Source organism: Yoonia sp. GPGPB17, from assembly GCF_037892195.1.
In the GTDB taxonomy this organism is placed as follows: Bacteria; Pseudomonadota; Alphaproteobacteria; order Rhodobacterales; family Rhodobacteraceae; genus Yoonia.
Genome location: NZ_JATACI010000002.1, coordinates 2,200,425 through 2,223,446, shown reverse-complemented (window position 1 = coordinate 2,223,446; position 23,022 = coordinate 2,200,425). Strand labels below are relative to the sequence as shown.

The window sequence follows — 23,022 nt, the reverse complement described above, 5'->3', positions numbered from 1 at the left end:
TCCAGTTCACCAAAATCAATATCCTTACGAGCAATCGCGTTCGACCGTCAGGGAGAGGCAGCGATTGATGGTTCATTTCGAACTGAAACGCCTAGTCGCGCAGCAGTTCATTGATGCCGGTCTTGGAGCGTGTCCGCTCGTCCACCCGCTTTACGATCACCGCGCAATACAGGCTGACGTTGTTCTTGGATGGCATGGAGCCTGCGACGACGACGGAATAGGGCGGTACCTCACCATACATGACTTCGCCGGTTTCCCGGTCCACGATCTTGGTCGATTGGCCGATGAAAACGCCCATGCCGAGGACGGACCCCTCGCGCACGATACAGCCTTCGACCACTTCCGAGCGAGCGCCGATAAAGCAGTTATCTTCGATAATGGTTGGTCCAGCTTGCATCGGTTCCAATACGCCACCGATGCCAACACCGCCAGAAAGGTGCACGTTCTTGCCGATCTGGGCACATGACCCGACGGTGGCCCATGTATCGACCATTGTACCCTCGTCGACGTAGGCCCCGAGGTTCACGAAAGATGGCATCAGTACCACACCGGGGGCGATAAACGCGGATTTGCGCACAACACAGTTGGGCACGGCACGAAAACCGGCAGCCTGCCATTGGTTTGCGCCCCAACCTTTGAACTTGCTGTCGACTTTATCCCACCAGCCGCCACCTTGGGGGCCGCCGTCCTGTGGTTCCATATCCTTGATGCGGAAACCCAAGAGCACCGCTTTCTTGGCCCATTGGTTCACATGCCAGCTGCCGTCATTCTGCTTTTCAGCCACGCGCAGCTTGCCGCTATCCAGCGCATTCAGCGTGTCTTCAATCGCCTCGCGGGTTTCCCCGGTTGTTGATGTGGTGATTGTATCGCGGGCCTCCCACGCAGCTTCGATTGCGGTCTCAAGGGCAGCATTGGACATGGGGGATTCTCCGGTCAGACTGTTTCCCCGGGTATCTAGCGGGGTGGGGCGGATCAATCAATCTATGTGTAGGGCGTTGCATCTTGGGCTGGGTCGGGCAACTCTGCACGGAACCAAAGTCAGGATACCAAGAACAAATGAAAGACAACCGTCACCACCCGTTCCGCGACAGCCATGAAGACCGTGAAGCCGCAAGTCATATCCCCGACACAGCCCAGACACGCGCGCCATCATACGCGCTGGCCTTTGCAGACGAAGATTTCATGTGTCGCGAAGAACTGCGGCCTGTGCGGTTGCAGTTGGAACTGCTCAAGCCTGAGATGTTGATGAACGAGGCGGATGTGAACTCGACCATCGTTCTCTTTGGCGGCGCGCGTATTCCTGAACCGGCCAAGAAAGACACCGCCCGCACGCAGACACTCGCGGATTTGTCCAAATACTACGCCGAGGCACAACGCTTTGCGCAGATGATGACCGCCAAATCAATGAAGACCGGCGGCACGGACGACGTCATCGTCACCGGTGGTGGCCCCGGTGTGATGGAGGCGGGCAACCGTGGGGCGCAAGACGCTTAAGCGGACGCTCAATCGGGTTGAACATCGTGCTGCCGCATGAACAGGCGCCGAACCCTTACGTCACGCCCGAACTGTGTTTCAACTTCCACTACTTCGCGATCCGCAAGATGCATTTCCTGATGCGGGCATCTGCCGTTTGCATCTTTCCCGGCGGATTTGGTACTTTGGATGAAATGTTCGAGGCATTGACGCTGATCCAGACCGGTCGGATGGAGCAGGTGCCGTTCTTGCTGTTCGGGCAAAGCTTCTGGGAAAAAATCATCAACTGGGAGGCGCTGGCGGATGCCGGGACAATCTCTGCGGATGATCTGAAACTTTTCCGTTTCGTCGAGACAGCCGAAGATGCGGTGGCGGCATTGGAAAACTGGGAAGGCAAAGGTGAGAAGCGTGGGGTGATCCCTGGGCGTTAGGTTACCGCGCAGTATGCAGGTATCGGTGACTATGTCCGGGAAATGGCGCTTTGAAGCGGCGCATCAGGCGGCTGTAGCTATAGCCGAGGTCGGATCCTTTGCACATGCGCGCGCCAGCGTTGTTGTGCAAGGCAAGCCCACCGCCAGCTTCGCGCAATTGGTATCCTTTGCGCGACAAACGCGCCTGCAAATCGTCCCATCCGGTGGCATAGGCCAAGTCATCAGCGAGAAGCGCCCGCAAGGGCGCGACGAGCCGCTCATCCGCTCTGCGAGCTGTCTTCGCGCGCGTTCTGCGATAGAGGTCACGTTTAACGGCACCTCGGATCAGTTCACCCACGGAAGTATCTTCATCCCCGGCAATTTGGCGCAAGGCTGCGACCATCTCGGGTGGCATGTGAATCGTCGCGGTCGTGTTCATTCCGCCAACATGCATCCGCATGGTAAACGCGAGGTTAAAGCCCAGCCTCTTGCGCGATCTGCGCTTTCGATTTCCGCGCCCGTTCTGTCGCAGATTTCAACTGACCACAGGCCGCCATGATATCTTCACCCCGTGGTTTGCGCACGGGCGATGCATAGCCAGCTTCATAGATGATATCAGCAAACTTGCGGATCCGGTTGTTGGATGACCGCTTGTAAGGTGCGCCCGGCCATTCGTTGAAAGGGATCAGGTTGATCTTGGCCGGAATGCCCTCAATCAGTTTGATCAGGCGGTGGGCATCCTCATCACTGTCGTTCACACCATCTAGCATCACGTACTCAAAGGTGATGCGTTCAGAATTCGACACTTTCGGGTACTCACGCAGCGCATCCAACAGATCAGCGATCGGCCAGCGTTTATTGATCGGCACAAGGCGGTCACGCACCTCATCGGTGGTCGCATGGAACGACACTGCCAACTGGCAGCCGATCTCTTCGGCCGTGCGTGCAATCTCAGGCACGACACCCGACGTCGACAGCGTGATCCGACGGCGCGACAGTGAAATCCCCTCAGGGTCCATCGCGATCTTCATCGCATCGCGCACATTCTCAAAATTATACAGCGGCTCACCCATGCCCATCAGAACAATATTCGACAACAGACGTGAGTCGTAGTTGCGCGTACCCGGTGCGGGCCACTCTTCCAGATCATCGCGGGCGACCATCACCTGACCGACAATCTCTGCCGCCGTCAGATTTCTGACCAGTTTTTGCGTACCCGTATGGCAGAACGAACATGTCAGCGTGCAGCCGACCTGACTGGAAATGCACAAGGTGCCGCGATCCGTCTCTGGGATATAGACAACCTCAACCTCATGGCCCCCGGCGATACGCACAAGATATTTGCGTGTGCCATCATCCGACACCTGCCGCGTCACGACTTCGGGCAGTTCGATCACGAAGGTCTCGGCCAGCATCGCGCGATAGTCTTTGGAAAGATTGGTCATCTCGCCAAAGTCACGCACACCCCAATGATAAATCCACTGCCAGATCTGGCCGACCCGCATCTTGGCCTGTTTTTCCGCTGTGCCAGCCGCGATCAGCGCCGCGCGCATCTGATCGCGGGAGAGACCAATCAGGTTCTGTGGTCCGTCGGACAGCTTGCGCGGAATGGTCAGCACGTCCTGCGTGATGGGGGCCTTGGCGTCCATGGGCTGATCTCTCAATTCGGGGTTTGGGGGCCGTATAAGAGAAAGAGGCGGTTTCCACAAGGAAACCGCCTCTTTGCGTTAACAGAGTGAGGGGCCTAGCCCGCGCAGCGATTGGCCGCTTCGTCCACAGCGGCGGTAAAGCCCAGCAAGCTGAAGGTATCTTGTGTTTGGGTGCCCCGGCCAGAACGGCCTGTGACAACAGCATTGGCGCCACGCTTCATGGCCGCCACGAATTTTGCGTCGTCCTCTGGCGTAGCAGGCCAGGCGGTTTCACCTTGGGTGAACATCTGGAACGTGGTGTCGCCCACTTGCACGCTGACGGTTGATTCGTTTGCGAATGGATAGCCACCGGTGAACATGACCTGACCGCTCACGTTCTCTGACGGACGATAGAATACGATCAACCGGATATCACCGCGGCGCACATCAACGGAGTTACCATCGCGCGTGTTGAGCGTTTCCTTGGGCGCGGATACCGCCCAGCATTCATTTGGATCGCTTTCAACAAACACGCTCCAATCGGTGTTTGCAGACACGCGGTTATCGCTTTCTTCCTGTGCTGTGGCCGCATTTGCCAGCAACAGCGCCAGCGACACGCCAATCATACGCGAAAAATTCAAAATCATTCTACAGCCTCCAAGCTGTCCTTGCCTCTGGATGCCCCATCCGGTCATTGGCGCATCTGACGGCACCTTTTCGACTGGCGAGACGTTGTTCAACTCGATAGCCTAGAGCTTAGCAAAAAATCGCCCGCAGGGGAAAGCCCCCGTGTGACGTGCTCTGCGCTACGCAACTGACATATACAATCCAAAAAGGCAAAAGAATGGCAAATCCCGTTGATCTGGTCGAAGTGTGGCGCGGCGACCTGTTGGAGTGCATCCATCAAGGTCACGCAGTTGCGTGCGATGACACCGGTCAGATCGTCGAAAGCTGGGGTGATCCGACAGCGCTGATCTATCCGCGGTCATCCGCGAAGATGATTCAGGCCTTGCCCTTGCTGGAAAGCGGGGCAGGAGCAGGTTTGACAGATGAGCAGCTCGCCTTGGCTTGCGCGTCCCATCAGGGTGCGGCGATCCATACCGATCGTGTGAAAGCATGGTTAGATGACCTTGGCCTTTCAGATGATGCCTTTCGTTGTGGGCCGCAGATGCCCGATGATCGCGATGCGCGGTATGGTCTGATCCGCGCCCATCAAAGCCCTTGCCAGGTGCACAACAACTGTTCTGGGAAGCACGCAGGTTTCCTGACGCTGTCCAAGCACCTCAAAGCTGGGCCGGATTACGAATTGATTGACCACCCGGTGCAGCAAGCTTGCAAGGTCGCTTTCGAAGAAGTCACCCAGGAAACCAGCCCAGTGTTTGGGATCGACGGCTGCTCTGCGCCCAACCACGCATGTACCGTGCATGGGTTGGCGCGCGCGATGTCGTTTTTTGCGACGGCAGGGGACCGATCAGATTTGCGCAGCAGTGCAGCGCAGAAACTGGTTGCCGCAATGACGCGCTATCCAGAGTTGGTGGCGGGCGAAACCCGCGCCTGCACAGATTTGATGCGTGCGATGGACCATAAGGTTGCCATCAAGACCGGCGCTGAGGGCGTGTTTGTCGCAATTGTTCCTGAGAAGCGCCTCGGCATTGCGTTAAAGATTGCAGATGGCGCCACCCGTGCCAGTGAGGCCGCGATCGCCGCGATCCTCGTCAAATACGGGGTGCTTGATGCCGATCACCCGGCTACTCGGGCGCGGATGCGTCCGGCAATCAAAAACCGGCGTCATATTGAAACAGGGTATATTCGCCCTGCGCCGGTACTCGGCCTTTGAGACGACTTAAATCATGTTGGGCAAAACGCCCCAATCATCAGAACGGATAGTACAATGCCATTTACACTCGCCACTTGGAACATCAACTCAGTCCGACTTCGCGAAGACATCGTTGCCAAGCTCATGCAAGAGGAAGCGCCGGATGTGCTGTGCCTGCAAGAATGCAAAAGCCCTGTTGATAAAATCCCGCTCGAGCAGTTTCAGTCCCTCGGCTACACCCACATGGTTGCGCGCGGGCAAAAGGGGTACAATGGCGTCGCGATCTTCTCGAAAATCCCGATGGTCGAGGCCGGGGCCGAAGACTACGCTGGGCTGGGTCATGCCCGTCATATTGCTGGCAAGCTGGAAAACGGGGTGACGATTCACAATCACTACGTCCCTGCGGGCGGCGATGTTGCTGACCGCGAGGTGAATGAGAAGTTTGGCCAAAAGCTCGACTATCTGACCGATATGCGCGACGCTTATCATGCGCAGAAGCCGCAGAAATCCATCCTTGTTGGTGATCTGAATATCGCACCGCGCGAGGACGATGTTTGGGATCATAAAAAACTGCTCAAGGTCGTCAGCCATACACCCATCGAGGTCGAACATTTCGCCGATGTGATGGAAGCTGGCGATTGGTCTGACGTGACCCGCAACGACATCACAGAAGGCAAGCTTTATAGCTGGTGGTCATACCGCGCAAAGGACTGGGCCGCCGCCGACAAGGGCCGCCGCCTTGATCACGTCTGGGCGACACCCGATATCAGGAATGCTGCATATGGTAGCCGGGTTCTGCGGGATGCGCGTGGATGGGAGAAGCCCAGCGATCATGCGCCAGTCTTTGCTACTTTTGATCTTTAGGAGACCCTGATGACACTGCCTAACGAAATGACTGCGCTTGTCCAACTGCATGATGGCTACGCCGGCACGCAGAGCGGCCCGAATATCGCCGATTTGACCCCGTTTCTGGAAAAACGGTCTGTTGCAGTTCCGACGCCGGGTAAGGGGCAGGCGGTGATCAAGGTCAATCTCGCCGCAGTGAACCCGTCAGATATCCACTTCATCAAAGGCGAATATGGTCAGCCGCGTGTGAAAGGCATGCCCGCCGGGTTTGAGGGTGTGGGCGAAGTGGTTGCAGGAGAGACGCCGCTAAAGGGCCAACGCGTCAGCTTTTTCGCCTCCGCCTCTGGTTCTTGGGCCGAATATGCAATGACCGATGTCACGACTTTGGTACCCTGCCGTCCTGATCTGGCCGATGTGGATGCGGCTGGTCAGTTGGTCAATCCGCTGACAGCCATTGCGATGTTCGACATCGTGAAGGAGAGCGGTGCGGACAGCTTTGTTCTGAATGCCGCCGGGTCTCAACTGGGCAAACTGCTGATTGCCCTAGGCCGCGATCACGGCGTGAAACCGATTGCCGTGGTGCGCCGCTCTGCACAAGCCGAAAGCCTGAAAGCACTGGGTGCTGCCGCGGTGATCGTGACCGGAGAACCAGATCCGCTAGGCGCGGCAAAAACGATTTTCGAGACGCTGAAACCGCGTGTCCTGCTGGATGCAGTAGGTGACCAATTCACCTCGGACCTGTTCTTTGCCATGCCCAGCCATACCCGCTGGGTGAACTACGGCAAACTGTCAATGGAGGCGCCCGCGCTTTCGCAGCTGGGACAGCTGATCTTTCAAAGCAAACAGATCGAAGGGTTCTGGCTGACCCGCTGGATGAAAGAGGTTGATCAGGCGCGCATCCCGCAGGCTTTCGTCGAGATTCAGGACCGGTTCGTCAGCGGCACGTGGAAAACCGATGTTGCCGGGATCGTGCCATTATCTGAGGCTATGGATAAGTTGCCAGCGGTCTTGGCCTTGCCCGACGGCAAAGCCTTTATTGACCCGCGCGCATAAAGTCAGCGTCATCTGCGGGCGTCTGCGCCTCGAGCAAATCGCCCGGCTGGCAGTTCAAAACCGCACAAATCTTGGCAAGGGTATCAAACCTGATCCCCTTGACCTTGCCTGATTTCAGCAGGCTGATGTTTTGTTCGGTAATGCCGACAGCCTGCGCAAGATCACGCGATTTCATTTTGCGCAGCGCCAGCATGACGTCGAGACGGACGATAATCTGCACGTCGGTCATACGAACGACTTGTTTTCTGCCGCAACGTCAGAGGCTTCGCGCATCGCCCAGCCGATCACGACAATCAGCCCACCTGACAGCGCAAAGAAGATCATATCGTTGTCCAAACCGATGGCAATGCTGCGCTCGCCCGGTGGGTTGGCCAGTGTCATCAAGGCGGATTGCACGGGTCGCAGCACGAAAGGTACAATCGCCAGCGCCAGAAAACCCTGCCCAATCCGTTGGATCAGTCGCGCGCTTGCCTCTGTCAACACGTGACCTTTGACATAAGCGCCAAAGAGCTTGCGCATTTCATTTAGCGTCAAAAACAGGATCAGAGGACTGATCAGATTAAGGGCAACAACTGTCATCATCTGCCCGCGCGTGGCGTCCGGCGATGCCGTGACCCCGTTGAGCGCACCGTTCAGGGCCTCTGGCACCAACGGTGTGTTCAACAATCCGCCGGTGATGGTGACAGGCAAGACAACCATCGCGCCGATTGTGATGCCGCGCAAAACAGCGGCCCATTTTGATACTTGGTTGAGTTTCGACATTTATCACCTTTTCATTTTTATAATTTATCGTAAAACAATAAATAAATAAAGTCAAAGGAGATTCGTATGCGAATTGGAGTTCTATCTGCCCTACTGCTTTCAGCCTGTACCAGCATCGTGCCGTCCACGGTTATGCGTTTGAACGATGTGTCGCCAACAACGGCTGACCTGGCGGGGTTCGCGATTGACCTGTCACTGCCTGCGGGCATCGACATCGTGCCCGGCACGGCCCAGTTGATGTTCGCCGTCACACGATCTGACACCGGAGAGATGCAATCAGGTGCCTTTGTATTAGAGCGCGAGGGATCAGTGTTCCGGGTGGCACCTCAGGATCTCTCTGAACTGCGGGCCTTACAAGCGACCGCGCGCGCGTGGGAGGCCGAGAATGAAGATGCGAGCAATGGGTCACTGGGAATCAGCCTATCACCTTGCCTTATTGGCGATGGCCCAGCCCCCAATGCGCGTGTCAGTGTCGGTCTGCGCCTCGCAGAAGACGGTGCATTCCTGCCACTTGTCCGCAACGGCCCGCTTTCGGCGGTTGCACCGGATGCACAAATCCGCGACATGGGCGCTTGCCCATAAGCGAAATGTTGAAAAATGCGCTGGGCGTTGCTACTTTTTGGATATGCCCTCGCGTCGGGGCCATGACGACGTGCTATAAGGAGGACAATGAACTGTCTCTTTCTACAACGGCTGGTACACCAGCCAAAGCCGGAGCCGCAGCAATGACGGCCCAGCAAGCAAGCAGCGAAACCCTTTTGGCGGCTGTTCTCAAATCTCTTGAAGAAGACAAAGGCGAAGACATCGTGCAGATCAATCTGCGCGGCAAGTCTGAGATCGGTGACTATATGGTCATAGTCTCCGGTCGTTCATCGCGTCAGGTCACGGCCATGGCTGAAAAGCTGGCTGATCGCGTCAAACAAGACTTTGGGATCATCTCCAAGACCGAAGGTAAAGACACCGGTGATTGGGTACTGATCGACACGGGCGATATCATCGTGCACATCTTCCGTCCCGAAGTGCGCGAGTTTTATCAGCTTGAAAAGATGTGGCAGCCCGGGGTTGCGAACGCCGTCTGATGCGCGTGCAAATCTGCGCTGTGGGCCGTTTGCGCAAAGGGCCTGAGCGCGATCTTTATGATGATTACCTCACCCGGTTTGACCGGACCGGGCGGGCCTTGGCCCTTGGCCCTGCGCAATTGATCGAAGTCGAAGATAAAAAAGGCGGCGGCATGGCCGCCGAAGCGGGGCTATTGGGCCGTGCCCTGCCCGATGGTGCCCTGATCTGCACCATGGATGAACGGGGCAAGGTGATGAGCTCGCCGGACTTTGCAGCCCTACTCGCTGATTGGCGTGACCAAGGGCGGCAGGATGTGAGCTTTATCGTTGGTGGTGCGGACGGAATTGATCCAACATTGCGTGCACGTGCGGATGCCAGCCTGAGCTTTGGTAAAATGGTCTGGCCGCACATGCTGGTGCGTGTGATGCTGGCCGAACAGCTTTACCGTGCGGCGTCTATTCTTGCCGGTGGACCATATCACCGCGCTTAGCGGTTTGCGGCCCGGCCACGATGCGCTAAACCACCGCCAAGCTATCAGGAGACCACCATGCCCACCCCCAAACCTGTCGTCCTCTGTATCCTCGATGGCTGGGGGCTGCGTGATGAGGTGGAGGGCAACGCTCCTGCGCAAGCCCATACCCCGCACTTTGATGCTATCATGCAAGGCCCGCATGCCCAGCTTTTGACCCACGGTCGTGAAGCAGGCCTGCCCGGTGGTCAGATGGGTAATTCTGAGGTCGGCCATACGAACATCGGTGCCGGGCGTATTGTGGCGATGGACCTTGGGCAGATCGAACTGTCGATTGAGGATGGGTCGTTTTTTGAAGCTGACGCGCTTGTCGCGTTCATCGCGAAAATGAAGGCAGCGGGTGGCACTGCGCATCTGATGGGTGTTGTATCTGACGGTGGCGTGCATGGACATTTGGACCATATTATTGCCGCGGCCAAGGCGCTCACCGATGCGGGCGTGCCTGTTGCGGTCCATGCGATTACCGACGGGCGGGATGTGGCGCCCTCTTCGGCAGAAGGCTTCATGACTGCCCTTCAGGGTAACCTGCCACCAAACGCTCGCATTGCGACTGTAATTGGCCGCTACTTTGCCATGGACCGGGATAATCGCTGGGAACGGGTCGAAACGGCCTATGATGCGATGATGAAAGGCGAAGGCGGCAACGCCGATACACCACAGGCTGCAATCACAGCAGCCTATGAAAACGGCAAAACAGATGAGTTTATCCCTGCCACCGTGATTGCAGATTACAACGGTGTCGCCGAGGGTGACGGGTTTTTCTGTCTCAACTTCCGTTCTGATCGGGCTCGCGAAATTTAGCCGCGATTGCGGATCCGGATTTTGATGGGTTTGCACGCACGCAGTCCAAATTGGCCGCGCTCCTTGGCATGGTTACCTATTCAGACTGTCATGACAGATGGTTCGACACTGTTTTTCCCAAACGGGATATTCAAAACACACTTGGTGCATGGGTCGCCAAACATGATCTGCGTCAGTTTCGCTTAGCAGAAACCGAAAAGTACCCCCACGTGACCTTCTTTCTGAATGGCGGGATTGAGACGCCTGAGAAGGGCGAAGATCGCTATATGCCTAAATCACCTAAAGTAGCGACCTATGATTTGCAGCCCGAGATGTCCGCACCAGAAGTCACCGCGCATTTTGTCAAAGCCATTGAAGAGGGCTATGATCTGATCGTCACAAACTATGCCAATCCCGATATGGTCGGGCATACAGGTGATCTGGGCGCGGCGATCAAGGCCTGCGAAGCCGTTGATGATGGCTTGGGGCAGGTGGTGAAGGCGCTTGAAGCCGCCGGTGGCGCGATGATTGTCACTGCTGACCACGGCAATTGCGAAACCATGATTGATCCTGAAACAGGTGGGCCGCATACGGCCCATACGCTGAACCCGGTTCCGGTGGCTTTGGTCGGCGGACGGCCGGGTGCAACCTTGCGCGATGGGCGCCTGGCGGATCTTGCACCGACAGTACTGGATCTGATGGGGCTGGAGCTGCCTCCTGAAATGACCGGGCGGAGCTTGATTGAAAGATGATCCGCCTTGCCGCCCTTTTGATCTGTTGTGCCACGGGCGCGATGTCCCAACAAACCGCGCAAGAGGCGGCGTTGCAATTGCAGGCGGCCCGGGATCAGTTGGAAGCGGCAGAGAGCGCTCGTGATCGGATCGCAGCCTTGACCGAAACGGTGCGGGCCTATGAAACAGGGCTGGCCGCCATGCGCGCCAAACAACGCGAGATCGCGTTGCGTGAAGGCATCCTCACCGAAGAGCTGGACCTTCGCCGCGCAGAGTTTGCACAGCTTCTTGGTGTTCTGTCTGCCATCAGCACCACGCCCCAGCCTGTCCTGCGCGCCCATCCTGATGGGGCATTGAACACGGTGCGCGCCGGCATGTTGGTGGCCGATGTCACGCCAGGACTGAAGGGCGAGGTTGAAAGGCTGAATGCGCTTCTGGCCGAAACCCAATCCGTGAGGGACGCACAGGATGTTGCGGCACAAACCTTGCGCGATGGATTGGAAGGGGCACAAACCGCGCGGGCTGCTTTAGGGCAGGCAGTGTCTGAGCGGACCGACCTGCCGTCGCGGTTTGAAGATGATCCCGTCCAAACGGCATTGCTGGTGGCAAGTGCGCAAACGCTGGATGATTTTGCCGCGCAAGTTGCGGCAGCGCGGCCCGACGGCGGCAATACTTTGACGGCAGAAGGTGATTTGCCATTGCCCGTTGCGGGTGTGCTGCTACCCGATGACGCCAGTGGGCGCGCAGGGTTGCGCATCGCCGCAGAGCCGCGCGCCCTTGTCACGGCGCCCGCACCCGCCACCATCCTGTTCCACGGTCGGCTGCTGGACTATGGCACCGTCGTGATTCTGGAGCCTGCAGTCGACGTCATGTTCGTGCTGGCGGGCTTTGAAGAGGTCTTTGTTACAATCGGCCAAGTGCTGCCTTTGGGTGCACCAATTGGCCTTTTGGGGGCAGATACGGTCCTCAATGACGGTATTTTGACCGAAAATATGGGGAATGCGGCTGGGCAGCCTGCCCAAGTCCTTTATCTTGAAGTCAGAGAAGGGCAAAGTCCCGTGGACCCCGCCACATGGTTTGTGGTCGAGTAGGTAAGGATATGCGATGAAGAAGTTACTTTTGGCAGCCGCTGGTGGTGCCGTTCTGGGATTGGTGGCAACAACGCAGGTTGCAGGTCCGCTGTTGGCCCAAGAAGCGCAATCGGAAACCAATGTCTATGAGCAGCTTGACCTTTTTGGTGATATCTTTGAGCGGATTCGGTCCAACTATGTTGAAGAAGTTGATGACCGCGAGTTGATCGAAGCGGCGATCAACGGGATGCTGACGTCGCTTGATCCACACTCAAGCTATCTGTCACCCGACGCAGCGCAACGCATGCGGGTCAGTACATCTGGCGAGTTTGGCGGATTGGGCATCGAGGTCACACAGGAAGAGGGTTGGGTCAAAGTTGTCTCTCCCATGGATGGCACCCCGGCCGAGGCCGCGGGCGTTCTGGCCGGTGATTTCATTACCGCTGTTGATGGCGAAAGCGTTCTGGGTCTCACCTTGGACGAAGCCGTGCGCCTGATGCGCGGCCCGGTGGGAGCCGAGATTGTCGTGACAATTGTGCGTGAAGGCGAGATCGAACCATTTGACGTCTCGATCATCCGCGACACGATCAAACTCACTGCCGTGCGTGGGCGGACCGAAGGCAATGCCGTTGTGATGCGGATCACGACATTTAACGAACAAACCTTCCCGAACCTGCGCGAGGGTATGGAAGAACAGGTCGAAGAAGCGGGTGGTTTTGAAAACATCGACGGCATCGTGCTGGACCTGCGAAACAATCCCGGCGGTTTGCTCAGTCAGGCTGTCTACGTTTCTGACGCTTTCCTCGACGCGGGCGAGATTGTCTCTACCCGTGGACGCGAGGCCGCAGACGGGGATCGTTTCAACGCAACACCGGGCGATCTGGCAGAGGGCAAGCCAATTGTGGTGCTGATCAACGGTGGCTCTGCGTCTGCGTCCGAGATCGTGGCAGGCGCTTTGCAGGATCACCGCCGTGCGATTGTGATCGGAACCAACTCTTTCGGTAAAGGCTCTGTACAGACCGTCGTACCGCTTAGCCAGGATGGCGCAATGCGTCTGACAACGGCGCGGTATTACACGCCGTCGGGCCGGTCCATTCAATCACTGGGTATCTCGCCAGATATTATCGTCGAACAACCTGCACCGCGCGATGATGGCAGCGAAGACGCGGAAGAGGGCACGCAGCGCTCTGAAGCCGGACTGCGCGGGTCGTTAGAGAACGACAGTCTAAGCGAAGATGAAATCCGTCAAATCGAAGAAGATCGTGCACGGGCAGAGACGGCTGCGGCCTTGCGCGAGGATGACTATCAGTTGGCCTATGCCATCGACATTTTGAAAGGTCTGAACGCTTTGGGCCCAACGGCTTTGGCCAGCGAATAGAGGCGTTCTGAACTCTTCACGGGCATTTGAGTGAACTGTCGCGATTTTGCTCTATCTTTGGTTCATGCTGCTCATCGCATGACCCAAAGGAGAGACGAGATGACAAATCTGACCCGCCGCAATTTGCTTGCCACAGGTGCCGCGCTGCCATTGGCCGGACTCGCCGCAGGTGCTGCACATGCCGAGGCTCCGATGAAAGGGGCCAGCTTCGCCTCGCACCGCCGTTTCATGATTGGTGATTTTGAAGTCACGACGATCCTTGGTGGCACAACCCCACGCGAAAACCCGCAAGGCATCTTCGGGATGAACGTGTCCGAGGAAGAATTTGCCTCCGTCAGCGCGCAAAACTTTCTCTCAACCGAAGCCTCGCAATTCTTCTTTACACCAACGCTGGTGAACACCGGATCAGAGTTGGTATTGTTCGACACCGGGCTGAATGCGGCCGCCACACTTGGGGCGCTTGAGGGCGCAGGGTACACCGCTGATCAGGTTGATATCGTCGTACTCACGCACATGCACGGCGACCACATCGGTGGTTTGATGAACAATGGCGGACCAACTTTTGCCAATGCGCGGTATGTCACCGGGCAAGTCGAATATGACCATTGGACAGTCGCTGGAAACGACGGCTTTGATGCAAATGTGCGCCCTCTGGCCGATCAAATGACCTTCCTTGGTGATGGGAATGACGTTGTCGGCGGAATCACTGGCATGGCGGCCTTTGGGCATACGCCTGGCCATATGGTCTACCGCCTTGATAGCGCCGGCGCGGGTCTTGTGATCTTTGCCGATCTCGCCAACCATCCGGTCTGGTCTTTGGCCCGGCCTGAATGGGAGGTCCGCTTTGACGCCGATAAAGAGGCCGCCGCTGCCGCGCGCCGGAACGTGCTGGGTATGATCGCGGCGGACCGCGTGCCCGCGATTGGTTACCACATGCCTTTCCCCGCTGTTGGCTATGTCGACACGGGCGGCGACGACGCAGCGTTCCGTTGGGTGCCGGAAGCCGGACAACTGATGAGCTGATCACCTGAGGTCGGCGGACTGCCCATATTTTGACATTGTGGCGTGGTCCATCTGCCTTTGCTGGACAGCCTAATGACGGCGCACTACCCTCTGGTCCGACGGGTTAAACAGAAGGGTAGAGAAAATGACAAAAACGCTTTCCATTGCGGCGGCAGCGTTCGCGTTCACATCAACGGTCGCTTGGGCCGATGGTCATTGTGCGGCGGGCAAAACACTGACCGAAGGTAAGTTCACCATCGCCACCGGCAATCCGGCCTACTACCCTTGGGTGCTGGATGATGCACCCGAAAGCGGGCAGGGTTTTGAGGCCGCTGTGGCCTATGCCGTGGCGGGCGAAATGGGCTTTGCCGATGAAGATGTGGTTTGGGTGCGCTCATCCTTTGATGAGGCGATCCAACCGGGTGCCAAGAACTTTGACGTGAACATTCAGCAGTATTCGATCAGCGCTGCCCGCGATGAGATTGTCGATTTTTCGACACCTTACTACACGGCACCTATGGCCGTTCTTGTCGGCCAAAATGTCACCGACACAGAGCCCACCTTGGATGCGCTGCGCGACCTGAAATGGGGCGCCATGGGATCGACCACAGCGGTGCCGAAGCTGGCGAATGTGATCCAACCCGCGACCGATCCACTGCTTTACGGTGACAACGCTGACGTGAATGCAGCGATGTCGGCCAATCAGATTGATGCGGCGCTGTTTGATTTGCCCACCGCCCTGTTTCTCAGTGCGGTCATGATCGAAGGGTCCAAAGTTATTGGGCAGTTCGCCCCTGATGCCAGCGACAACCCCGATCAGTTCGGCATGTTGATGGAAGAGGGCAATCCGCTGAAGGCTTGCGTGGACGAGGCACTTGCCGCGCTGACCGAAAGCGGTGAACTGGCCGCGATCGAAGCGACCTGGCTACAGGACACCACAGGTGTTCCGCTTATCGACTTCTAATATGACGACGATCAAAGCGGCGGGCATGACCCGCCGCGCACGATACGAGGCACAGCAACGCAGGCGATCCCTGATCATCGCAGCGACCAGCACAGTGGTGGTGGTTGCCTGTTTGATCATTTTCATTCCCCTAACCCCGGGATGGGAGAAGGTACAACGCAGTTTCTTCAATGGCGATGTGCTGGCCGATACCTTTCCCAAACTGCTGGATGCGTTCAAGATCAACCTGATGATCTTCGCATGGTCCGCGCCTGCGATTGCGATCTTGGGATTGCTGATTGCGCTCGCCCGCGACGCGAAATCCCCGGCGCTCTTCCCGCTCCGCATCTTTGGCGCGACGTTTACCGATGTCTTCCGGGGTGTCCCTGTCATCTTAACCGTCTACCTGATCGGGTTCGGCATCCCCGGCCTTGGCCTCCCGCGCCCGTGGAACTCGCCATACATCTGGGGTTCACTCGCGCTCATCCTGACTTATTCGGCCTATGTGGCCGAGATCTTCCGCTCCGGCATCGACAGCGTGCATCAAAGCCAACGTTCAGCGGCCTTGTCACTTGGCCTGACAGAGCGGCAGGTGATGCGAGACGTCGTTCTGCCACAGGCGATCCGCAATGTGGTACCATCGCAGATGAATATGCTGATCGCGCTGCAAAAAGACGTATCGCTGCTCAGCTTCATTGGCCCCGTCGAAATCTTTCGCCAAGCCGGTGTCTTCAAATCCCTCACCGCCAATTTCACACCCTACGTCGGCGCTGCCATCATCTTCCTCATCGTCACGATCCCGGCCACCCGCTATGCCGACTATCTGATGGCCAAACAAACGCGAGACCGCAGCTGATGCCGAAACTGAAACTGCGCGGCGTGGTCAAACGGTTTGGTGACAGCACCGTGTGCGATGGCATTGATCTGGATGTGGACGAAGGTCAGATGGTCTGCCTGATCGGGGCATCGGGTGCCGGGAAATCGACCTTGTTGCGATGTATCAACCTACTGGAGCCTACCGAAGACGGCGAGATTTTCCTTGATGGCGAAGACATCGCCATCCCCGGTCTGAACCCGCAGGGCGTGCGCGCGCGGATCGGGATGGTGTTTCAAAGCTTCAACCTTTTCCCGCATATGACGGCCCTTGAAAACGCCATGCTGGCCCCGCGCCGCGTTCACGGTCGGTCCAAGGTTGATCTGGTCGGTGAGGTGGAGGAACTGTTCAAACGGTTCGGGCTGGCCGACCGGATGCACAACTACCCTGATCAACTCTCCGGCGGGCAACAGCAACGGGTCGCGATCATCCGTGCCTTGGCGATGCGGCCTGAGGTGATGTTGTTTGATGAAATCACCTCCGCGCTCGACCCGCAATTGGTGGGCGAAGTGCTGGATGTGCTGTTGATGCTCAAACAGCAAGGCATGACAATGGTGCTGGCGACCCACGAAATGGGGTTCGCACGTCAGGCGGCGGACAAGGTCTGCTTCCTCAAGGACGGCAAAATCATCGAAGAGGGCCCGCCCGCGACCCTGTTCGAAACACCACAACGCGAAGAGACCAAAGCCTTCCTCGCGCGCGCGCTGAAGTAGATCGATCATTCTATTGTGACTTCAAACGGCTTTGTTGCGCAAATCCGGGACTGAGCGAGCTTCCCTATCGTCAGGATGGACCAATCTTTTGGCCAGGTCGTCCTCCGATGTTTTGAGGTGTTTAGTGCCGTAGCAAGCTGCGGCCATTCCGCACAGCAACACAACTTCGCGCAAGCGCTCTAGCCGGGGTTGGTGCTCAGATGTTCTCGTTCGTGCGGTTGGTCAAAAGTCATGTCCGGTCCGAAAGCCACCACGCGGCTTGGATTGATCCAGTCGTGGCTGGCATAGTAGTTTGGGATGACGTGATCGAGACGGACGGTCTCAGAAATCCCCGGCATCTGAAAGAGTTCGCGTAGCCAACCAGTCAGATTTGGATAGTCGATCAACCTACTCCGGTTGCACTTAAAGTGCCCATGGTAGACGTGATCGAAGCGCACCAGCGATGTGAAGAGCCGCCAATCGGCTTCGGTGAGCCTGTCGCCGATGAGGTATCTTTGCCGCCCCAGCACCTTCTCAAGCTCATCGAGCATGTCAAAGAGCTCAGTGATGGCTTCATCATAAGCGATCTGGGCTGTCGCAAACCCGGCTGCATAGACGCCGCTGTTGATTGCTTCAAAAACCCGCGCGTTCATGGCGTCGACCTCATTCCGCAATTTGTCTGGGCAGTAGTCTCGGGTATTGCCGGTGACCTTATCGAAGGCGCTGTTGAACATGCGGATGATCTCGGCACTTTCATTGGACACGATCTTCTCGGTCATCGTGTCCCAAAGAACCGGTACCGTCACACGGCCTGACGCTTTGGGCTCAGACGCAATATAGATGTCGCGCAGATGCTTGTGACCCATCAGTTTGTCGCCAGTCGTATCCTTGGCATCCTGTTCAAAGGTCCAGCTTTCATCCCCGAGGAATGGCGACACGACGGAAACGTCGATGTGCTTTTCCAAGCCCTTCAGCACACGAAAGATCAGAGTCCGGTGCGCCCAAGGACAAGCATACGATACATATAAGTGGTATCGGCCACTCTCAGCTTTAAAGCCGCCTTCTCCGGTCGGACCTGCCGAGCCGTCTGCTGTGATCCAGTTACGGAACTTCGATGTGGTCATCTGGAATGCACCGTTGATGACTTCCTCGTCACCGTCCCGGTGCCATGTGCCTTCAATGAGAACGCCCATCGGTGTCTCCTTAATCTACCTGATAGGATGCGGGGCGGAAGCCTGCATCGGTGTTGAGATGGGTGTCTGCACCATCCACGCGGTCGGTGTTCTGACAACTCACGATGCGGAAGCCGCCGTCTTTCTGCCGGTGTGCCACGATGGTGATGACGGCGATGCGCTGACCTGCTGTGATACCGTGTTCGTCATTCTGGCCAACGAGGGTCGAGACAGTGTGAACGACCTCGACATCCTTGCCCAAGGCGCGCGATTTCAGCGCGACGATTTCAACGCGCGCGTCTTGGAAAATCTTACGAAACCCGTAGTCATGCGCCTTGCGGATTTGGCGACGCGTCGTCCACCAGAAGCCGACGACATTCACGAAGTCCGCGTCGTCCACGAACAGATCGGCGAGCCAATCGAGGTCTTGTGCGTTCCACGCGTCGAAGAAAGCCCGAGTCACGTCCTCGCCTGTTGTATAGCTCCGCATCATCCGACGATCTCCTTTACGGTCATGAAGACCAGTTCTTCGGGTGTGCTGTCGCGGCCAAGGATAGCGTTGCGGTGCGGGAAGCGTCCGAAGCGCGCAACGATGTCGAGATGGTGACGTGCGTGGGCCACGCCATGTTCGGGGCCATGCATTTGGAGAAGCTCCAGGCATAGGCGCTGATCCTCCAAGTCTTCGCTGTGCATGAATGGAAGGTAAAGAAAAGTCCGCCAGTCGTCGGGGCGGTAGGTCTTGAGCCAGAGGTCATCTCCCATGCGCAGCGCATGTTTTGCCAAGGCGAGCCCTGCGGGGTCGTTGGCATAGGTCGCGGCATCGCCGCGATGGATGTTGCGGCTGAACTGATCGAGCACGATCACGAGGGCTAGGCGCCCATCGACCGTCTCTTTCCAATTCTCAAGTTGCCCTGCTGCTGCCGCTTGCAGCGTTGATCCAAAATGCTCCTTCACCGTGGCATCAAAAGCATCGCCGCCACTGAACCAGTTGCGAGCGATGTCTTTGGCAAACCAGAATTCGAGAACGTCTTGAACAGCGTCGGTCATCTTAGAAACCCTCATTGGTCCGGGCGGGCGGCTCTTAATCCGCCTCGCCCGTTTCAAGTGCTTAATCTTGGCCCCATCCGGCGTTGCGCAGATAGGGTTCAAAGTCGGTGATCTCGCCAAGCCACTGACGCAGGTTGTAAGGGCTGCCGTCCATGCCGATGTCATCGAAGGATTTGAACATCAGCATCAGCTCTTCGCCCATTGCCTTCTCGGCCTCATCGTAGCTGACTTGGTTGTAGGCCACGTCGCGCCCCATCACCCGCCCGAGCGTCGCTGCGACCTCGTTCATGGTGGAGATGTCACCGGTGATTGGAGAGGCTTTGTTGGCCCACATGCTTGGCTGTTCAAAAGCAAGCGCCACCATGCGGCCGATATCGTCACAGGCGATCTGGGCGTAGGGCATGTCAGGCTGCATCGGGTAGTGGATCGCACCACTCTCGGCGATGCTTTCGCGTTCCCATTCCCAGTTATCCATGAAGGCGGCGGGGCGAAATACGGTCCAGGGCTTGCCGGAGTTGCGGATCGCTATCTCAACGTTCCACTTACTGTCGAGATGCGGAACGCCGGTGTTCCTGTCCATGGTCGACGCGCCCGTGTAGACGATATGCTCAATATCCGACGCTGCGGCTGCTTCAGCCAAAGTTTTTCCCTGACGCTCTTCGGCCTCAACGCCTGCTTCCAAAAAGTCTTGCACTGAATACAAACCAGCCGCACCCTTCAGTGCCGCGTCCAGCGAGGCGCGATCCTCGAGATCGGCTTTCACCACTTCTGCTCCGATCTCTGACAGCGCCTTCGCGGCAGGCTTATCCGGGCTGCGGGTCAGGGCTCGCACAGAATGGCCGTGGGCCAGCAGATGCTTAGCGACGGCACCACCCTGTTTGCCGGTCGCGCCGGAAACAACGATGGGACGATCATAGATTTTGGGGGACGACATGGACAAATCCTCTCAGAGCCAATTGATGTTACTCTGAAAATGATATGTCGACTGTATGATGAGTAGGTCGTCAAATGAGCAGTATATGCTCATTTATGTCATATATTTAGCCTCGTCATTAGGATCGAACAGCACTCAAGACTGCCTGAACCTTGGAGCTGCGGTGTAGATCCATATGCGTCACGGCCCAGACGGTTTCCTGCCACAGTGGCTCTGGTTCCATGATTTGAACACAGCCAAGCGCCTCAGCGGTATGTTTTGGTAAGAACCCTATCCCAAGGCCAGCTTTGGCGGCTTCGAATGTACTGACCACATTGTTGCAGCGGAGGTGAATACAGTTGCTTGGAACATGGGCTTCGAGCCAATCAAAGTAGAGGGGGCGGGGCGCGGTGTCGTCCGGACCGACGAAACGATGTGCTTTGAACGTATCTTGATGGTGCGGCCGCCCATGAATCTCGATGTACTGCGGTGACGCGTAGAGCCCCATGTCAATTGTGAGCGCCGGAATGACGACGTTGTCTGGATGATCTGGCTTGGCTCCAATCCGAAAAGCCAATGCAGCCTCCCCATACTCCAGTTTTAGCACCCGGTCGCTGCTGACAAGGTTCACGTTCAGGCCGGGATGCTCGTTTTGGACCTGAGCAATCATTGGCAGAATGAAGGGGATCAGGACATCGAGAGCTGTGATGACGACTGTGCCGTCGATCTTGTCTGAAGCACCTCGCGCCAGCCGATACAGTTCGCCAAACTGTGCGTCCGTTGCATCGGCAATGCGCAACAATTCCAGCCCTAACTCGGTTGGGGTGAAGCCACGCGCGTGTCGCTGAAACAGCTTGGCCCCCAGCAAGCTTTCCAAGGCATCGATATGCCGTGTCACGGTGATCCGGTGCACGCCAAGCTCTGCAGAGGCGGCGCTTATCGTCCCTAGCCGAGCGACATGTGCCGCCGTGCGAATTTCATTCCAATTGTCCAAATCAACCTGTCACTTCTGTGAGCATATGATGCTCATTTTGTGCTCTATCAAACTTTGATGCAACAATAGATATTTAGCAAGAGACTTTGAAACTCGGAGGCCATTAATGCTCATTCTTGCTTTCGGTGCGAGCAACAGCACCACTTCGATCAATGCCCGTCTTGCACGCCACGCCTCACAAGTGATGGCTACAGAGATTGCAACAGGCGCGGAGGTTCATGTTCTCGACCTCAACAAATTCGAGATGCCAATCTACTCACCAGAGCGCGAAGAGGCGTATGGGATACCTGATGCGGCTCATGCGTTTCGAAGTGTGATCGAAACGGCGGACGCTCTGATCGTTTCATTCGCGGAGCACAACGGCAGCTACACAGCAGCGTTCAAAAACACACTCGATTGGGTATCCCGGATCGACGTGAATGTCTGGCAGAACAAGCCCGCTCTTTTCATGTCGGCGTCGGGCGGTCAATGGGGCGGTGCCACGGTCCTGGCTACAGCTGTCGAAGCTGCACCATATCTTGGTGGAGATGTGCGGGCGCATTTTGCGGTCGGCCCGTGGCAGGAGAAGTTCAACGAGACGACAGAAAGCCTGTCGGACCCGGAGTTGGTCGAAAAGCTCCGAAGTGGTCTGGCACTTCTGATTTCAGAAACCGTACCTGCATAGGACTGTCGAAATGCCCATTGCAATCTATATCCTTGCGCTCGCGGCATTTGTTGTCGGCACGCAAAGCTACGTGTTCTCGGGTCTGCTTGCAGATCTTGCGACCGATCTTGGCGTGTCTGTTTCGACGGCGGGACAACTCATTGCCGCGTTCGCAATTACCAGCGCAATCGCGTCGCCTTTGGTGGTAAGTGCGCTGTCGGGGTTTGAGCGCAAGAGAGTGTTAATCGCTTCATTGGTAAGCGTTTCGGTGGTCAATTTGGGTACGGCGTTCCTGCCAGCGTTTGAAGGCTTTCTTGCAGCGCGTGTCTTGGTGGCCGCCGTGTCGGCAGGTGTCATGCCAATGGCCGGAGCCATCGGCGCGAGTCTCGTCCCCGCAGAGCGCCAGGGGCAAGCTCTTGGCATTATCCTGTCCGGGCTCACTATCGCGTTTATCGTTGGGGTCCCGCTTGGTACAATCGTGGGAAGTGCCTTTGGGTGGCGCTCTACCTTTGTGTTTGCGGCCATAGTTGTGTTGGCAGTAATCCCTGCGATTGCCCTCCTCGTGCCCCACAGCGCTGCTGACGAAACCCCGCCGAAATCTGATTGGTCGGTCGTAAAAAAGCCAGTCGTACTGCTGGGGCTCTTCCTGATCGGCACATCGTTCATCGCTGCTTATCCGATTATCGCCTTTCTCGGCCCAATCATAACAGCATCTACGGGCCTTGAAGGCGCTGGCATCGGCGCAATGCAATCGGCCATAGGGTTTGGGTCCATCGGCGGCCTCATCGCTTGCAGCAGCATTCTGGCGGATCGACGGGCCTTCCTGCCAAACATGCGCGTCATGTATCTTCTCTTTGCGCTCGTCCTTGGAGCGTGGAGTGTCGTGTTCCTAAGTGGAACGCAGGGCTCTTGGGTCAATATCGCGCTCGTCGCAGTCGTGATTTTCCTAACCTCTGCCACGCTCATTGCGCCGTCGCCAGCGATTGAAAAGGCGCTGGTTCAGGCGGACCCTGAACAAAGTGCGCTTACGCTCGCGTTGAACACCTCCGTCATTTATCTTGGCCAAGGCATTGGAGCCGGGATTGGTGGTCTTGTCGTCGGTTCAGTTGGCTTCGCAGCTCTCGGATTTGTAGGAGCAGCCATCGCGTTTGCCGCTTTTGCGGTTTCGATTATAGCGAAGGTTCGCTGACACAAGTACCTTGGTGCA

Annotated in this window: 25 protein-coding genes and 2 pseudogenes; 16 read left to right on the top strand and 11 right to left on the bottom strand. The window is 57.1% G+C overall.

What is annotated here, in order from left to right:
* Window positions 1–91: 91 nt before the first annotated feature.
* On the bottom strand, window positions 92–919 hold the full coding sequence (dapD, locus tag QTO30_RS11955; protein ID WP_340424338.1) for a 2,3,4,5-tetrahydropyridine-2,6-dicarboxylate N-succinyltransferase: 828 nt from the start codon (window positions 917–919) through the stop codon (window positions 92–94).
* A gap of 137 nt (window positions 920–1,056) precedes the next feature.
* Between dapD and QTO30_RS11950 the strand changes: the two are divergent.
* Window positions 1,057–1,904, top strand: a pseudogene (locus tag QTO30_RS11950) (LOG family protein).
* A gap of 1 nt (window position 1,905) precedes the next feature.
* On the opposite strand, the gene QTO30_RS11945 reads toward QTO30_RS11950, so the two are convergent.
* The 3 genes from QTO30_RS11945 to QTO30_RS11935 all read right to left on the bottom strand — a co-directional run bounded on the left by QTO30_RS11945 (window position 1,906) and on the right by QTO30_RS11935 (window position 4,158).
* Window positions 1,906–2,322 carry a ribbon-helix-helix domain-containing protein gene (locus tag QTO30_RS11945; RefSeq protein WP_340424337.1) on the bottom strand — a complete coding sequence of 139 codons (417 nt, stop codon included), beginning with the start codon at window positions 2,320–2,322 and terminating at the stop codon, window positions 1,906–1,908.
* A gap of 34 nt (window positions 2,323–2,356) precedes the next feature.
* On the bottom strand, window positions 2,357–3,532 hold the full coding sequence (rlmN, locus tag QTO30_RS11940; protein ID WP_340424336.1) for a 23S rRNA (adenine(2503)-C(2))-methyltransferase RlmN: 1,176 nt from the start codon (window positions 3,530–3,532) through the stop codon (window positions 2,357–2,359).
* A 95-nt stretch (window positions 3,533–3,627) separates the two neighbouring features.
* Window positions 3,628–4,158 (bottom strand): invasion associated locus B family protein, encoded by a 531-nt coding sequence (locus QTO30_RS11935; protein ID WP_340424335.1) that lies wholly within the window; start codon window positions 4,156–4,158, stop codon window positions 3,628–3,630.
* Window positions 4,159–4,355: 197 nt separating this feature from the next.
* Here QTO30_RS11935 and QTO30_RS11930 point away from each other — a divergent pair, with 197 nt between their 5' ends.
* The 3 genes from QTO30_RS11930 to QTO30_RS11920 are packed head-to-tail and all read left to right on the top strand — an operon-like array spanning window position 4,356 to window position 7,226.
* Window positions 4,356–5,348 carry an asparaginase gene (locus QTO30_RS11930; RefSeq protein WP_340424334.1) on the top strand — a complete coding sequence of 331 codons (993 nt, stop codon included), beginning with the start codon at window positions 4,356–4,358 and terminating at the stop codon, window positions 5,346–5,348.
* Between the two features lie 54 nt (window positions 5,349–5,402).
* Window positions 5,403–6,191 (top strand): exodeoxyribonuclease III, encoded by a 789-nt coding sequence (locus tag QTO30_RS11925; protein ID WP_340424333.1) that lies wholly within the window; start codon window positions 5,403–5,405, stop codon window positions 6,189–6,191.
* A gap of 9 nt (window positions 6,192–6,200) precedes the next feature.
* Window positions 6,201–7,226, top strand: a complete 1,026-nt coding sequence (locus QTO30_RS11920) for a zinc-binding dehydrogenase (RefSeq protein ID WP_340424332.1) — start codon at window positions 6,201–6,203, stop codon at window positions 7,224–7,226.
* On the opposite strand, the gene QTO30_RS11915 is transcribed toward QTO30_RS11920, so the two are convergent.
* Window positions 7,207–7,455: a helix-turn-helix domain-containing protein gene (locus QTO30_RS11915; protein ID WP_340424331.1), complete on the bottom strand. Its 249-nt coding sequence runs from the start codon at window positions 7,453–7,455 to the stop codon at window positions 7,207–7,209. The genes QTO30_RS11920 and QTO30_RS11915 overlap by 20 nt on opposite strands.
* Window positions 7,452–7,988 carry a hypothetical protein gene (locus QTO30_RS11910; RefSeq protein WP_340424330.1) on the bottom strand — a complete coding sequence of 179 codons (537 nt, stop codon included), beginning with the start codon at window positions 7,986–7,988 and terminating at the stop codon, window positions 7,452–7,454. Before QTO30_RS11910 ends, QTO30_RS11915 begins: the two co-directional genes overlap by 4 nt.
* A 66-nt stretch (window positions 7,989–8,054) precedes the next feature.
* Here QTO30_RS11910 and QTO30_RS11905 point away from each other — a divergent pair, with 66 nt between their 5' ends.
* The 10 genes and pseudogenes from QTO30_RS11905 (at window position 8,055) to QTO30_RS11860 (ending at window position 17,067) form a co-directional block, all read left to right on the top strand.
* Window positions 8,055–8,570 carry a hypothetical protein gene (locus QTO30_RS11905; RefSeq protein WP_340424329.1) on the top strand — a complete coding sequence of 172 codons (516 nt, stop codon included), beginning with the start codon at window positions 8,055–8,057 and terminating at the stop codon, window positions 8,568–8,570.
* Window positions 8,571–8,632: 62 nt separating this feature from the next.
* Window positions 8,633–9,067 (top strand): ribosome silencing factor, encoded by a 435-nt coding sequence (rsfS, locus tag QTO30_RS11900; protein WP_340424328.1) that lies wholly within the window; start codon window positions 8,633–8,635, stop codon window positions 9,065–9,067.
* Entirely contained in the window at window positions 9,067–9,537 is a 471-nt protein-coding gene (rlmH, locus tag QTO30_RS11895; RefSeq protein ID WP_340424327.1) for a 23S rRNA (pseudouridine(1915)-N(3))-methyltransferase RlmH, read from the top strand. Before rsfS ends, rlmH begins: the two co-directional genes overlap by 1 nt.
* 57 nt (window positions 9,538–9,594) lie before the next feature.
* Window positions 9,595–11,108, top strand: a pseudogene (gene gpmI, locus QTO30_RS11890) (2,3-bisphosphoglycerate-independent phosphoglycerate mutase).
* Complete coding sequence (locus QTO30_RS11885) at window positions 11,105–12,178, top strand: murein hydrolase activator EnvC family protein (RefSeq protein ID WP_340424326.1); 1,074 nt, start codon at window positions 11,105–11,107, stop codon at window positions 12,176–12,178. The pseudogene gpmI and the gene QTO30_RS11885 overlap by 4 nt, the downstream one beginning before the upstream one ends.
* Before the next feature lie 13 nt (window positions 12,179–12,191).
* Complete coding sequence (locus QTO30_RS11880; RefSeq protein WP_340424325.1) at window positions 12,192–13,535, top strand: S41 family peptidase; 1,344 nt, start codon at window positions 12,192–12,194, stop codon at window positions 13,533–13,535.
* Window positions 13,536–13,634: 99 nt separating this feature from the next.
* A complete protein-coding gene (locus QTO30_RS11875; RefSeq protein WP_340424324.1) occupies window positions 13,635–14,558 on the top strand; it encodes an MBL fold metallo-hydrolase in 924 nt (307 codons plus the stop codon).
* A gap of 124 nt (window positions 14,559–14,682) precedes the next feature.
* Window positions 14,683–15,501, top strand: a complete 819-nt coding sequence (locus tag QTO30_RS11870) for an ABC transporter substrate-binding protein (RefSeq protein ID WP_340424323.1) — start codon at window positions 14,683–14,685, stop codon at window positions 15,499–15,501.
* Window position 15,502: 1 nt separating this feature from the next.
* The gene (locus QTO30_RS11865) at window positions 15,503–16,336 is read left to right on the top strand and encodes an amino acid ABC transporter permease (protein WP_340424322.1); all 834 of its coding nucleotides are present in this window, start codon (window positions 15,503–15,505) and stop codon (window positions 16,334–16,336) included.
* The gene (locus tag QTO30_RS11860) at window positions 16,336–17,067 is read left to right on the top strand and encodes an amino acid ABC transporter ATP-binding protein (RefSeq protein WP_340424321.1); all 732 of its coding nucleotides are present in this window, start codon (window positions 16,336–16,338) and stop codon (window positions 17,065–17,067) included. Before QTO30_RS11865 ends, QTO30_RS11860 begins: the two co-directional genes overlap by 1 nt.
* A 179-nt stretch (window positions 17,068–17,246) precedes the next feature.
* Here the strand turns inward: QTO30_RS11860 and QTO30_RS11855 are convergent, their stop codons facing one another.
* The 5 genes from QTO30_RS11855 to QTO30_RS11835 all read right to left on the bottom strand — a co-directional run bounded on the left by QTO30_RS11855 (window position 17,247) and on the right by QTO30_RS11835 (window position 21,172).
* Window positions 17,247–18,239 (bottom strand): glutathione S-transferase family protein, encoded by a 993-nt coding sequence (locus QTO30_RS11855; RefSeq protein ID WP_340424320.1) that lies wholly within the window; start codon window positions 18,237–18,239, stop codon window positions 17,247–17,249.
* 10 nt (window positions 18,240–18,249) lie between these two features.
* Complete coding sequence (locus tag QTO30_RS11850; protein WP_340424319.1) at window positions 18,250–18,711, bottom strand: SgcJ/EcaC family oxidoreductase; 462 nt, start codon at window positions 18,709–18,711, stop codon at window positions 18,250–18,252.
* Window positions 18,708–19,265, bottom strand: coding sequence for a DUF924 family protein (locus QTO30_RS11845; RefSeq protein ID WP_340424318.1), 558 nt, complete (start codon window positions 19,263–19,265; stop codon window positions 18,708–18,710). Before QTO30_RS11845 ends, QTO30_RS11850 begins: the two co-directional genes overlap by 4 nt.
* 61 nt (window positions 19,266–19,326) lie before the next feature.
* A complete protein-coding gene (locus QTO30_RS11840) occupies window positions 19,327–20,199 on the bottom strand; it encodes an NmrA/HSCARG family protein (protein ID WP_340424317.1) in 873 nt (290 codons plus the stop codon).
* Between the two features lie 118 nt (window positions 20,200–20,317).
* A complete protein-coding gene (locus QTO30_RS11835; RefSeq protein ID WP_340424316.1) occupies window positions 20,318–21,172 on the bottom strand; it encodes a LysR family transcriptional regulator in 855 nt (284 codons plus the stop codon).
* 106 nt (window positions 21,173–21,278) lie between these two features.
* Between QTO30_RS11835 and QTO30_RS11830 the strand changes: the two genes are divergently transcribed.
* A complete protein-coding gene (locus tag QTO30_RS11830) occupies window positions 21,279–21,836 on the top strand; it encodes an NADPH-dependent FMN reductase (protein ID WP_340424315.1) in 558 nt (185 codons plus the stop codon).
* A gap of 10 nt (window positions 21,837–21,846) precedes the next feature.
* Complete coding sequence (locus tag QTO30_RS11825) at window positions 21,847–23,004, top strand: MFS transporter (protein ID WP_340424314.1); 1,158 nt, start codon at window positions 21,847–21,849, stop codon at window positions 23,002–23,004.
* Window positions 23,005–23,022: the final 18 nt, after the last annotated feature.